Raw genomic sequence first — 12,268 nt, 5'->3', positions numbered from 1 at the left:
CGTATCCCCCGATACGGTCCGGCCGTCACCGAGCGCGAACGCTCAGGTCGTGCCGGCTCCCCCGTGTCCCCCTCGGGTTTCCCCCCGGTCCCCCTCGGGCTTTTCCCCCGTCCTTCAGGCCACCAGCTCGCCGAAGGACTCCTCCTCGTCACGGCCGAAGCTGAGGACCTCGTCCTCGCGCAGCCGGCGCAGGGCGCGCCAGATGCTCGACTTGACCGTGCCGACACTGATGTTGAGGATGTCCGCGATCTCCGGGTCCGTGCGGCCCTCGTAGTAGCGCAGCACCAGCATCGTGCGCTGCGTCTCGGGCAGCCGGACCAGCGCCTGCCACAGCACGGCGCGCAGCTCGGTGCCGCGCATCGCGTCCGCGTCGGCCGCCGTCTCGGGCAGCTCCTCGGTCGGGTACTCGTTGAGCTTGCGCCGGCGCCAGGCGCTGATGTGCAGGTTGGTCATGGTGCGGCGCAGGTAGCCGCCGAGCGCGGCCTTGTCGCTGATCCGGTCCCAGGCCCGGTAGGTCGAGAACAGGGCGCTCTGCAGCAGGTCCTCAGCCTCGTAGCGGTCACCGGTCAGGTGGTAGGCGGTGGCGAACAGGGAGGCGCGGCGCTCCTGGACGTAGGCGGTGAAGGCCGCTTCGGCCTCCGCCGTCTCCGACGCGGAGCGCCGTTCCCCCGTGGCCCTCCCGTACGCCGCCTCCCCGCCGTTCCCCCCGTGGGCGGCGTCTCCCCCGTGCCGCCCGCCTTCCGTGCCCAGGGACACCGTCGTCGCGTCGATGGCCACCCGGAAGGGCGGCCGCTGACGGCCGGTGGTGCGGGCACAGCCGCGACCGCCGGTGAGGGCGGTGCCCCCCGCGGCGCCGGGCTTGTCATTCCTGACGACGTCGTGGAGTCGCGTGATGACTGCGCTGGTAGTGGTGCCGTGCAGTGTGTTCATCGCGCGCCCCCCGTCGTAGAGCCAGCTCGTTCGGTGTGTCCCGGTTGTTGATCTCTCCCGGTGCCCCAAAGACTGCCAAGCCAGTTTCATCGCGTTGTCCGCCGACTGTCACAGGCCTGTCACAGGGGTCTGTGCGGCGCGTCGCCGGGGTGCGGGGGGTGCGGGGCTTGTGTACGAGAGCGCCGCTGGTCGATCTCGTGGCGCCCCATGGGCCAGAATGGCTGATGTGCCTTTCCTGTTGCTGATCGAGGACGACGACGCCATCCGCACGGCCCTCGAACTCTCGCTGTCCCGCCAGGGTCACCGTGTGGTGACCGCGGCGACGGGCGAGGACGGCCTGAAGCTGCTGCGTGAGCAGCGCCCGGACCTGATCGTGCTGGATGTGATGCTGCCGGGCATCGACGGTTTCGAGGTGTGCCGGCGGATCAGGCGTACGGACCAGCTGCCGATCATCCTGCTCACCGCGCGTAACGACGACATCGACGTCGTGGTGGGGCTGGAGTCCGGCGCCGACGACTATGTCGTCAAACCGGTGCAGGGGCGGGTGCTGGACGCCCGGATCCGGGCCGTGCTGCGCCGGGGGGAGCGGGAGTCCAGCGATTCGGCGACGTTCGGTTCGCTGGTGATCGACCGGTCGGCGATGACGGTCACCAAGAACGGCGAGGATCTGCAACTGACACCGACCGAGCTGCGGTTGCTGCTGGAGCTGAGCCGCCGGCCGGGTCAGGCGCTGTCCCGCCAGCAGCTGCTGCGGCTGGTGTGGGAGCACGACTATCTCGGTGACTCGCGCCTGGTGGACGCGTGTGTGCAGCGGCTGCGGGCGAAGGTGGAGGACGTGCCGTCGTCACCGACCCTGATCCGTACGGTCCGCGGGGTCGGCTACCGGCTGGATTCGCCGCAGTGAGGGAACGTTCCGCGGGCGACGCCGCGGACGGGGACACCGCGGAGGGCCCGGCCGGGGCCGAGGGCGCGCCGGCGGGTCGGCGGCGGGCGCTGCGGCTGCTGCTGCGGGCGTCGGGGCTGCTGCGCTGGACGAGCCTGCGGCTGCGGCTGGTGGTGGTCTTCGCGCTGGTGGCGCTGACCGCGGCGGTCTCCGCGTCGGGGATCGCGTACTGGCTCAACCGCAACACCGTGCTGGACCGCACGCAAAACGCCGTCCTGAACGACTTCCGCAAGGCGCTGGAGGACAGCACCCGGTCGCTGCCGCTGCGTCCGCGCTGCACCGAACTCCAGGACGCGGCGCGGCAGATGGCGGCGGGTCCGCAGAACTACGCGGTGCTGCTGATCGGCGTGGACCGCAAGGGCAAGGACTGCGCGGCCACCACCGACAAGGATCTGCTGACGCTCACGAGCGTGCCGGCGTCGCTGCGTACCGCGGTCGACGAGGCGCGTCCGGTCGACGAGTCCAACCGCTACGCGCACCATCTGTACTGGCAGCGCAAGGAGGTCGGGGACACGCCGTATCTCGTGGCCGGGGCGAAGGTGACCGGCGGCGGCCCCACCGGCTACATGATCAAGTCGCTGTCCGCCGAGCAGCAGGACCTCAACTCGCTGGCCTGGTCGCTGGGAATCGCGACGGCGCTGGCGCTGGTCGGCTCCGCGCTGCTGGCGCAGGCCGCGGCGACGACCGTGCTGCGGCCCGTCCAGCGGCTGGGGCACGCGGCGCGCCAGCTCGGCGAGGGGCGCCTGGACACCCGGCTGCGGGTGACCGGGACCGATGAACTCGCCGATCTGTCACGGACGTTCAACCGTACCGCGGAGCGTCTGGAGCTGCGGGTGGCGGAGCTGAGCGGGCGGGAGGCGGCGTCCCGGCGGTTCGTCGCCGACATGTCGCACGAGCTGCGGACGCCGCTGACCGCGATCACCGCGGTCTCCGAGGTGCTGGAGGAGGAGGCCGATTCGCTCGATCCGATGATCGCGCCCGCGGTGCAGCTGGTGGTCAGCGAGACCCGGCGGCTGAACGATCTCGTCGAGAACCTGATGGAGGTCACCCGCTTCGACGCGGGGACGGCCCGGCTGGTGCTGGACGATGTCGATGTCGCCGATCAGGTGACCGCGTGCATCGACGCGCGGGCCTGGCTGGACGCCGTCGATCTGGACGCGGACCGCGGCATCGTGGTCCGGCTGGATCCGCGGCGGCTGGACGTGATCCTGGCGAACCTGATCGGCAACGCCCTCAAGCACGGGGGTTCGCCGGTGCGGGTCTCGGTGCGCACCGAGGACGCGGCGGGTGGTGCGGGCGGCGGGACGGGCAGCACGGCGCTCGGCGCGCGGGACGGGGCGGACGCCGCGGCCGGCCAGGAGGCGGACGGCGGGCCGCAGGCCCCCGCGGGGGACGGCGGGCCGGACCCGGAGACGGCGCGGCCCGGGAGCGGGACGCTGGTGATCCGGGTACGGGATCACGGCCCCGGCATCCCCGAGGAGGTCCTTCCGCACGTCTTCGACCGCTTCTACAAGGCGAGCGCCTCCCGGCCGCGGTCGGAGGGCAGCGGTCTGGGCCTGTCGATCGCGCTGGAGAACGCGCACATCCACGGCGGGCAGATCACCGCCGCCAACCTCCCCGAGGGCGGCGCGGTCTTCACCCTGCGGCTGCCCATGGACGCCTCCCCGCCGGCGGACGGCGACCGGCGCGAGAGCCGGGACGGCGCGGTGGACGAGGGCACGGAGGACGACCGATGACGCCGACCATGCGGCGGGGACGGCGCACGGCCGCGCTGGCGGCGCTGGCGCTCGCCGCCGCGGGCTGCGGGATCCGGGGCACGTCCGTGCCGGTCGACGCGGGCGGCGCGCCCTCCCGGGTGAGCTGCAAGGCGCCGGCGACCGCTCCGGCGCCGGGCCCGCCGGGCACCACCCAGGCCACCGTCTATCTGGTGTGCGGCTCGGCGCTGGCGCAGGTGGAGCGGACGGTGACGCTGCCCAAGGGGGCGTCGGCCGCCGACCCGCGGCTGCCGACGGCCCGTGCGCTGCTGGGTGAGTTGCAACGGCAGCCGTCGGCCGACGAGGAGAAGGCCGGGTTCAGCAGCGCGCTGCCCGCGCAGCTGAGGGTGACGGGGCCGCGGGCCGGCGATCCGTCGGATGCGCTGCGGCTGAGCATGCAGCCGGAGGATCTGCCGTCGTTCGCGCTGGCGCAGCTGGTGTGCACCTACGGCGCGAGCACGGCGCTGGGCCGGACGCACGCGGCGGTGCTGGGCGGCCCGGGCGGCGAGACGGCGCACCGCTTCGACTGCTCGGCGGACGTGCTGGCCAATCCGGACATCGCGGAGGACGCCGGGTGGGGGGACCCGTTGTCGGACGTGAGCTGAGGGGGCGCCCAAGAGGGGCGCAAGGGGGCGGAACCGCGGCCCCCGCTCACCGCGTCCTGGCCTGTGTGCAGCGTCATGGCCCCGGCACCACCGCCGCCCCCCGTATGCGCGTCACCGGACTCCTTCTCCTCGTGGCGCATCTGTCGATCGTCAGCTGGCTGACGCTGCGTCCCCGTACGGTGCCGTGGGTACCGGCGGCGAATCTCGAACCGCTGGCGACGATCCGTGCCGAGCTGGCGCTCCTCCCGTCGTGGGAGGCCGTGCAGCACCTGGGCGGCTCGGTGCTGCTGCTGGCGCCGCTGGGGGTGCTGCTGCCGCTCTCGGCCGGGCGGCTGAACGTTTCGCCACTGGTGTCGTTCACCCGGACCACGTTCGCCGGGGCGATGATCGCGCTGGCCATCGAGCTGCTGCAGTCGGGGATCCCCGGACGGGTCCCGGACATCGATACGGTGCTGCTGAGCACCCTCGGCGTGGCCTTGGTGCACCTCACGGTCGTCCCGGGGGCCCGGTGCCGGCTCCGCCGCCGGGAGGAGCGTCTCAGGGGGAGGACCCCGAGGATCCCCAGGGTCGAACTGGCTCCGCAGGCTGATGCCCTCTCCGGCAGCCGGACCTACCTTTGAGACATCGGGGCACCCGCCCCGTAACGTCGCAAAGGAGTAGCTCTCATGGCCACCGCACTGGTCCGTCCCCGCAACAACCGAATGATCGCCGGAGTGTGCGCGGGCCTGGCCCAGCGCTTCGGTACGACGCCGACGACGATGCGCGTGATCTTCGTGCTGTCCTGTCTGCTGCCCGGCCCGCAGTTCCTGGTCTACCTGGCGCTGTGGATCCTGCTGCCCACCGAGGACCGGGCCGCGGGCGCCGCCGCCTCCTGGTGACCCGTCCGGCCGCGCGTCCCGGGGGCGGCCGCCCGAGGGAGGCCGGGCCCGCCCGCCGGCCGCACGGCAGTGCCCCGGCCGTACGCACCAGGGCGCAGGACCGGGGCACGGTGCCCGGCGCGTCCCTCGCGGGACGGGCCGGGCAGGGATCAGCCGCCGAGGGGGAGGGTCTTGGTGACGGCGCTGGTCGGCAGGCCGCCGAGCAGCTTGTTGCCCTGGGAGTTCATCTTGGTCTTGACGTCGTTGCCGGCCGCCTTGGTCTTGGTGAGACCGGAGACGGTCTTGGCGGCGTCCTTCACCGGCAGGTTGTGCAGCACGCCGGTGGTGTCCCCGGCGGCGACCGCCGGGGCGGCGCTGGCGACACCCGCGGCGGTGACGGCGAAGGCGGCGCCGAGGGCGGCGACACCGAGAGTCTTGATGGTTCCCTGCTTCATCGAATTACGTCCTCGTTGATGGGGGCTTGACCGGCCAATCAACCTAGTGAGGCGCCAACCGGCCCCGCAAACAGCCACGACCAATGGAAAAACGGCCGGTGGACAATCCACCGGCCGTTGCGCTAGAAGCTCGCACTTTCCCTTACGCAGGGCCAGAACTGCTGCTCACAGCCGTCGTTGTACCTGCCGGGCGGAACAGCCATTCGGCACGCAGTTCCGCGTATCCGGGCTTGATGACGTCATTGATCATGGCCAGACGTTCATCGAAAGGAATGAACGCTGATTTCATCGCATTGACTGTAAACCACTGCATGTCATCGAGCGTGTATCGAAATGTCTTGACCAGGTGCTCGAATTCCTGGGACATGTTCGTCCCGCTCATGAGCCGGTTGTCGGTGTTGACCGTGAGGCGGAACTGCAGCCGGCGCAGCAGGCCGAGCGGGTGCTCCGCGTAGGAGGGGGCCGCGCCGGTCTGGAGGTTGGAGGTCGGGCACATCTCCAGCGGGATGCGCTTGTCCCGGACGTACGAGGCGAGCCGGCCGAGCTTGACCGAGCCGTCCTCGGCGACCTCGATGTCGTCGATGATCCGGACGCCGTGGCCCAGACGGTCGGCGCCGCACCACTGCAGGGCCTGCCAGATGGACGGCAGGCCGAAGGCCTCACCGGCGTGGATGGTGAAGTGGTTGTTCTCCCGCTTGAGGTACTCGAAGGCGTCGAGGTGGCGGGTGGGCGGGTAGCCGGCCTCGGCGCCCGCGATGTCGAAGCCGACGACGCCGGTGTCGCGGTAGCGGTTGGCGAGTTCGGCGATCTCCAGGGCGCGGGCGGCGTGCCGCATGGCGGTCAGCAGGGCGCCGATGCGGATGCGGTGGCCGTTCTCCCGGGCCCGCCGTTCGCCCTCGCGGAAGCCCTCGTTGACCGCCTCGACGACCTCTTCGAGGCTCAGGCCCCCTTCGAGGTGCTGCTCGGGCGCGTAGCGGACCTCGGCGTAGACGACGCCGTCGGCGGCCAGGTCCTCGGCGCACTCGGCGGCCACCCGGGCCAGTGCGTCGCGGGTCTGCATGACGGCGCAGGTGTGGGCGAAGGTCTCCAGATAGCGCTCCAGCGAGCCGGAGTCGGCGGCCTCACGGAACCAGACCCCGAGCTTTTCCGGATCGGTCTCGGGCAGTCCCCCGTAGCCGTTCTCGCGGGCCAGCTCGACGACGGTGGCGGGGCGCAGGCCGCCGTCGAGGTGATCGTGGAGCAGCACCTTGGGGGCACGGCGGATCTGTTCACTGGTCGGAAGGGTGGTGGTCTCGCTCGTCATTTCGGCACTCTAGCCCCTACGCGCGTAGATCTCATCGAACGATACGTAACAGTGACCCGTCCACGGGGTGGCGGGCACCCCTCGGTCTGCCATCGTTCTGGTCATGGCTCAGCAAGCACTGCCGGTGCGCGAAGCCCGGCTGGGAAAACCGCTGGGAACGAGTGGCGGGCAGGGGGCGCGCGAGGTGCTCCCGTGGAGGGGTGGCGGCCGCCGGGAGGTGAGCGGGGTCGCGCTGCTGCTGCCCGGGGGCGGGCCGACGGGGGTGCGGCGGCCGTCCCCGGTGACGGCGCTGGCGGTGCGCCCGCTGGCGCTGCGGCTGGCGCGGGCGGGGCGGCCCGAGGGCCTGACCGCGCATGTCGTGCGCTACCGCCACAGCGGCTGGAACGGGAGCGCGGCGCATCCGGCGGACGATGCGGCCTGGGCCCTGGAGGAGGTCGTCCGCCGCTACGGCGACGTCCCGGTGTGCCTGGTGGGGACGGGCATGGGCGCCCGCGCCGCGCTGCACGCCGCCGGCCATCCCGCCGTCCACTCGGTGCTGGCGCTGGCGCCCTGGCTGCCCGATCCGCAGCGGGAGGGCGCGCGGCCCGACCCGGTCAAACAGCTCATCGGCCGGCAGGTGCTGCTGGTGCACGGCACCAACGACGAGCGCACCGACCCCGATCTTTCCTACCGCTACGCCGAGCGCGCCAAGAAGGTCAACCGCGACACCTGCCGCTTCGAGGTGCACTCCGACGGCCACTCGCTGCACCAGCACCGGGACGAAGTCCAGTCCCTGGCGGCCGACTTCATGCTCGGCTCGCTGTTCGCGCGGGACTTCGCCCGGCCGGTCAGGGACGCCCTGGCCGCGCCGCCGCCGCTGGGGCTGCGGATGCCGCTGGCGGCGGGCTTCGGTGCGTCGCTGCGGCACTGAGCCCCCCCGCGCACGCAACTCCCGTCACCGCAGCAGCAGTTTCCCCCGCCGGCTCAGCAGGAACTTCTTGAACGCGGTCACCGGCGGGGTGTCCGGGTGCCCCTCCAGCCAGGCGACGCCGATCTCGCGGACCGCCCGCGGCGCGGTGACGGTCAGTTCGGCCACCCCGGGCCGCGGAACGGCGGGCGGCGGCAGCAGCGCCACCCCCAGTCCGGCCGCGACCAGTCCGCGCAGCGTCTCGGCCTCCTCCCCCTCGAAGGCGACGCGGGGGGTGAAGCCGGCCTCGGCGCACAGCGCGTCGGTGATCCGGCGCAGCCCGAAGCCGGGTTCGAGGCAGACGAACAGCTCCCCGGCCGCCTCCGCGAGCCGGATCCGCTTGCGGGCGGCCAGCGGATGGTCGTCCGGGACGACCAGGCGCAGCTTCTGCTCGTCCAGCCGGCGGGCGACGAGATCGGGGTAGTCGGGGACCGGCGAGGTCAGGCACAGGTCGAGGTCGCCGGCGCGCAGCCGCTCGATCATCGCCTCGCCGTAGGTCTGGACGAGCTGGAAGCGCACCCGCGGGTGGTCGGCGCGGAAGCTGCGGATCAGGCCCGGCACCGTCTCGGAGCCGAGGGTGTGCAGAAAGCCGAACGCCACCTTCCCGGCCGCCGGGTCGACGTCGGCCCGTACGGATTCGGTGGCCCGCTCCAGGTCCGTCAGCGCGCGTTCGGTGGAGGCGAGGAAGGCGCGGCCCGCCGGGGTGAGGGAGAGGGTGCGGCCGTGCCGGGCGAAGAGGGCGACGCCGAGGTCGTCCTCCAGGCGGACCAGGGCGCGGCTGAGCGTCGGCTGCGGGATGCCGAGTTCCAGGGCGGCACGGGTGACGTGTTCGTGCCGGGCGACGGCGGCGAACTGGGCGAGGCGCGGGGCGAGAACGGCCGCCCAGGAGCCGGCGGCCAGCTCGACCGGCTCCGCCTCCCCGCCGCCGCGAGCTGTCTTTGTGGTGTCTTTTTTGTTGCGGCCTCGCAACAGAACCTCGTCTGAGCTGGGGTCATGTGCCACAGCATGGATTATGCCGTTTCTATGCATTGGACGCATGAAACGCACAGGCCTACTTTCGAACCATGCCTCCCGCTGATACCGGGGCGTCCGTCACCGACCGTGCGGCCGCCTCTCCCTTGTCGTCCACCGGATCCTCTTCTTCCTCCGCCGCCGCGCCCGACCCCGAGTCGGCCAAGCTGCGGCCGGGCGGCCCCGGCTACCGCCGGATGAGCTTCGCCCTCTTCGCCGCCGGAGTGGCCACCTTCGCGCTCCTCTACTCCACCCAGGCGCTGCTGCCCGCGATCTCCGCGGGCCTGCGGGTGAGCCCCGACCAGGCCAGCTGGACCGTGTCCGCGGCCACCTTCGGCCTGGCGCTCGGTGTGATCCCGCTGAGCGCGGTCTCCGAGCGCTTCGGCCGGCGCACGCTGATGACGCTCTCCCTCACGGTGGCCACGCTGATCGCGATGCTGGTGCCGTTCGCCCCCTCGCTCGGCGCCCTGATCGCGCTGCGCGGCATCCAGGGCGTGGCACTGGCCGGACTGCCGGCCTCGGCGATGGCGTTCCTGGCCGAGGAGGTACGGGCCAAGGCCCTGATGGCGGCCATCGGACTGTTCGTGGCGGGCAACAGCATCGGCGGGATGTCCGGCCGGATCCTGACCGGCTGGGTCGCGCAGGCCTGGGGCTGGCGGGCCGCGCTCGGCGCGGTGGGCGCACTGGCCGTGATCTGCACGGTGGTGTTCCGGCTGCTGGTCCCCAAGGCCCGGCATTTCACGTCCCGTTCGGTGGGCCCGCGGACGCTGGCCCGCACCCTCGGCGGCCACCTCGCCGACCCGCTGCTGCGCCGCCTGTACGCCATCGGCGCGCTGTTCATGACGGTCTTCGGCGCGGTCTACACGGTCATCGGCTACCGCCTGGTCTCCGAGCCCTTCAACCTCCCGCAGGGCATCGTCGGTTCGATCTTCGTGGTCTACCTGGTCGGCACGGTCTCCTCGGCCGCCGCCGGCCAACTGGTCGCCCGCACGGGCCGCCGCGGCGCCCTCTACCTGGCCGTCGGCACCACCAGCACGGGCCTGCTGCTCTCGCTGTCCGACTCGGTGTACGCGGTCCTCGCGGGCCTCATCCTGATCACCGCGGGCTTCTTCGCAGGCCACGCGGTCGCCTCGTCCGCGGTCAGCCGCACCGCCAAGACGGCCCGCGCCCAGGCCTCGGCCCTCTACCAGTGCGCGTACTACGCGGGCAGCAGCCTGGGCGGCGCGCTCGGCGCCGCCGCCTTCCGCGCCGTCGGCTGGGGGGGCACCGTCCTCCTCGGCCTCGCCGCGATGGTCGGCGCCGCCTCCATCACCCTCTACGCCACCCGCCGCGCCGTGGCCGAACGCCGCCTCCTCCAGACGGCCTAGCCCCCGCGACGCGAAGGGCCCGCCCCACCACCTGTCCTGGTGGGGCGGGCCCTTCGTCGTCAGCCACGTCAGCCGGCGGGGAAGAGTGCGGTATCGACGGTGACCTCGAACGGCGCGGGAAGGTACAGCTCATCGCCGTACTTCACGGTCTCGAGCACCCGGTACAAGCCCCCGGCCGGCTCTCCGTACAACGTGGCGGTCGGTTTTCCGGAGTGCCAGGGATCCAACAGCAGATACAGGGGGACACCGGCCGCCGCGTAGCCGTTCAGCTTTTCGATGCGATCGTGATTCGCGTTGGCGCGAGAGGTGATCTCGACGACGAGCTGAGCCACATCGGCTGTCCGGCGCTCACGAGGACGCGGCAGCAACTTCTTGGGGATGACAGCCACATCGGGAACGAACAGCCCCTGTCGACCGGGGACGGTCAGCCCCTGGGTCTGGTAGATCCCCCAGTCCCGGGGGATGACGGTGTACAGCAGGCGCTGTAGCTCGTCCGCTGTGTCGTTGTGGTCGCTCTCCGGCGGTGGTGCCACGGTGACGATCCCCTCGATGATCTCCACCTTGCAGCCCTCCGGGGCGTTCGTCCGCTCCCAGATCCTCAGTGCCTCTTCCCAGCCTGATGCATCGGCTCGGTGGGGGCGCTCGGCGAATACTGCTGCCATGGTGTGCTCCTCTATCGGTACGTCACCGATCCCAGCATGCCGAACGGGACCGGTGCGGGTCCACCGATCCCGTTCACCCGTACGGGAAAACCCCAGGTCAGGCGATACGTTCCAGCACCACCGGGGTGGCGGCGAAGGCTGCGTCCGCCGGGCCGATGAGGACGCCGCCGTCGAGGGCCTCCAGGGCGTAGGGGAGCTTTTCGGGGGTGTCGGTGTGGAGGGTCAGCAGGGGCTGGCCGGCGGTGATCGTGTCGCCGGGCTTGGCGTGCATCTCGATGCCGGCGCCGGCCTGGACCGGGTCCTCCTTGCGGGCGCGGCCGGCGCCCAGGCGCCAGGCGGCGAGGCCGACGGCGTAGGCGTCGAGGGTGGTGAGGGTGCCGGAGGAGGAGGCGGTGACGACGTGCTGTTCGCGGGCGACCGGGAGGGTGGCGTCGGGGTCGCCGCCCTGGGCGCTGATCATGCGGCGCCAGTGGTCCATGGCGGAGCCGTCGGCCAGGGCCTTGGCCGGGTCGGCGTCCTGGAGGCCGGCCGCGTCGAGCATCTCGCGGGCGAGGGCGAGGGTGAGGTCGACGACGTCCTGGGGGCCGCCGCCGGCGAGCACCTCGACGGACTCGCGGACCTCGAGGGCGTTGCCTGCGGTCCGGCCGAGCGGGGTGGCCATGTCGGTGAGCAGGGCGACGGTCTTCACACCGTGGTCGGTGCCCAACTCGACCATGGTGGAGGCCAGTTCGCGGGCGTTGTCGAGGTCCTTCATGAAGGCGCCGGAGCCGACCTTGACGTCCAGGACGAGGGAGCCGGTGCCCTCGGCGATCTTCTTGGACATGATCGAGGAGGCGATGAGCGGGATGGACTCGACGGTGCCGGTGACGTCGCGCAGCGCGTAGAGCTTCTTGTCGGCGGGGGCCAGGCCGTCGCCGGCGGCGCAGATCACCGAGCCGACGTCGCGCAGGACGTCCAGCATCGCGGCGTTGGAGAGCGCGGCGCGCCAGCCGGGGATGGACTCCAGCTTGTCGAGGGTGCCGCCGGTGTGGCCCAGGCCCCGGCCGGAGAGCTGCGGGACGGCCGCGCCGCAGGCGGCGACGAGCGGGGCGAGCGGGAGGGTGATCTTGTCACCGACGCCGCCGGTGGAGTGCTTGTCGGCGGTGGGGCGGGGCAGGGAGGAGAAGTCCATGCGCTCGCCGGAGGCGATCATCGCGGCGGTCCAGCGGGCGATCTCCGTGCGGTTCATGCCGTTGAGGAAGATGGCCATCGCCAGCGACGACATCTGCTCGTGGGCGACCTCGCCGCGGGTGTAGGCGTCGATCACCCAGTCGATCTGGGCGGGGGTCAGCTCGCCGCGATCGCGCTTGGTACGGATGACGGAGATGACGTCCATGGACGGTTCCTTTCGAACGGGTAGGTCCGTTCTACACGCATAGACGGCGGGGTGGCCAGG

13 protein-coding genes are annotated in these 12,268 nt (G+C 72.2%); 7 read left to right on the top strand and 6 right to left on the bottom strand.

Annotated elements, in window-relative coordinates; translation table 11 throughout:
• Positions 1-114: 114 nt before the first annotated feature.
• Positions 115-930 carry a SigE family RNA polymerase sigma factor gene (locus tag ACQP17_RS22695; RefSeq protein WP_433857928.1) on the bottom strand — a complete coding sequence of 272 codons (816 nt, stop codon included), beginning with the start codon at positions 928-930 and terminating at the stop codon, positions 115-117.
• Between the two features lie 226 nt (positions 931-1,156).
• Between ACQP17_RS22695 and afsQ1 the strand changes: the two genes are divergently transcribed.
• The 5 genes from afsQ1 to ACQP17_RS22670 all read left to right on the top strand — a co-directional run bounded on the left by afsQ1 (position 1,157) and on the right by ACQP17_RS22670 (position 5,110).
• Complete coding sequence (gene afsQ1, locus ACQP17_RS22690) at positions 1,157-1,834, top strand: two-component system response regulator AfsQ1 (RefSeq protein WP_026169550.1); 678 nt, start codon at positions 1,157-1,159, stop codon at positions 1,832-1,834.
• A 119-nt stretch (positions 1,835-1,953) separates the two neighbouring features.
• Positions 1,954-3,609 carry an ATP-binding protein gene (locus ACQP17_RS22685; RefSeq protein WP_433859980.1) on the top strand — a complete coding sequence of 552 codons (1,656 nt, stop codon included), beginning with the start codon at positions 1,954-1,956 and terminating at the stop codon, positions 3,607-3,609.
• Positions 3,606-4,232: a hypothetical protein gene (locus ACQP17_RS22680; RefSeq protein ID WP_433857927.1), complete on the top strand. Its 627-nt coding sequence runs from the start codon at positions 3,606-3,608 to the stop codon at positions 4,230-4,232. The genes ACQP17_RS22685 and ACQP17_RS22680 overlap by 4 nt, the downstream gene beginning before the upstream one ends.
• A 65-nt stretch (positions 4,233-4,297) precedes the next feature.
• Positions 4,298-4,852, top strand: coding sequence for a VanZ family protein (locus ACQP17_RS22675; RefSeq protein WP_433857926.1), 555 nt, complete (start codon positions 4,298-4,300; stop codon positions 4,850-4,852).
• 45 nt (positions 4,853-4,897) lie between these two features.
• Positions 4,898-5,110 (top strand): PspC domain-containing protein, encoded by a 213-nt coding sequence (locus tag ACQP17_RS22670; protein WP_433857925.1) that lies wholly within the window; start codon positions 4,898-4,900, stop codon positions 5,108-5,110.
• A gap of 149 nt (positions 5,111-5,259) precedes the next feature.
• On the opposite strand, the gene ACQP17_RS22665 is transcribed toward ACQP17_RS22670, so the two are convergent.
• Together ACQP17_RS22665 and ACQP17_RS22660 are read right to left on the bottom strand one after the other, a co-directional pair.
• Positions 5,260-5,544, bottom strand: coding sequence for a hypothetical protein (locus ACQP17_RS22665; RefSeq protein ID WP_433857924.1), 285 nt, complete (start codon positions 5,542-5,544; stop codon positions 5,260-5,262).
• Between the two features lie 142 nt (positions 5,545-5,686).
• Positions 5,687-6,847 (bottom strand): adenosine deaminase, encoded by a 1,161-nt coding sequence (locus tag ACQP17_RS22660; protein ID WP_433857923.1) that lies wholly within the window; start codon positions 6,845-6,847, stop codon positions 5,687-5,689.
• A gap of 103 nt (positions 6,848-6,950) precedes the next feature.
• Here ACQP17_RS22660 and ACQP17_RS22655 point away from each other — a divergent pair, with 103 nt between their 5' ends.
• Positions 6,951-7,757, top strand: coding sequence for an alpha/beta hydrolase (locus tag ACQP17_RS22655; protein ID WP_433857922.1), 807 nt, complete (start codon positions 6,951-6,953; stop codon positions 7,755-7,757).
• A 24-nt stretch (positions 7,758-7,781) separates the two neighbouring features.
• On the opposite strand, the gene ACQP17_RS22650 is transcribed toward ACQP17_RS22655, so the two are convergent.
• Positions 7,782-8,795 (bottom strand): LysR substrate-binding domain-containing protein, encoded by a 1,014-nt coding sequence (locus tag ACQP17_RS22650; protein WP_433857921.1) that lies wholly within the window; start codon positions 8,793-8,795, stop codon positions 7,782-7,784.
• A gap of 62 nt (positions 8,796-8,857) precedes the next feature.
• Between ACQP17_RS22650 and ACQP17_RS22645 the strand changes: the two genes are divergently transcribed.
• Positions 8,858-10,171: an MFS transporter gene (locus ACQP17_RS22645; RefSeq protein WP_433857920.1), complete on the top strand. Its 1,314-nt coding sequence runs from the start codon at positions 8,858-8,860 to the stop codon at positions 10,169-10,171.
• A gap of 68 nt (positions 10,172-10,239) precedes the next feature.
• Here the strand turns inward: ACQP17_RS22645 and ACQP17_RS22640 are convergent, their stop codons facing one another.
• Entirely contained in the window at positions 10,240-10,833 is a 594-nt protein-coding gene (locus ACQP17_RS22640; protein WP_433857919.1) for a Uma2 family endonuclease, read from the bottom strand.
• Between the two features lie 97 nt (positions 10,834-10,930).
• Positions 10,931-12,208, bottom strand: a complete 1,278-nt coding sequence (locus tag ACQP17_RS22635; protein WP_433857918.1) for a thymidine phosphorylase — start codon at positions 12,206-12,208, stop codon at positions 10,931-10,933.
• Between the last annotated feature and the right edge of the window lie 60 nt (positions 12,209-12,268).

It is taken from the genome of Streptomyces kronopolitis, assembly GCF_050953795.1.
Taxonomy (GTDB): domain Bacteria; phylum Actinomycetota; class Actinomycetes; order Streptomycetales; family Streptomycetaceae; genus Streptomyces; species Streptomyces kronopolitis_A.
This window is presented reverse-complemented; position numbering and strand designations above follow the sequence as displayed.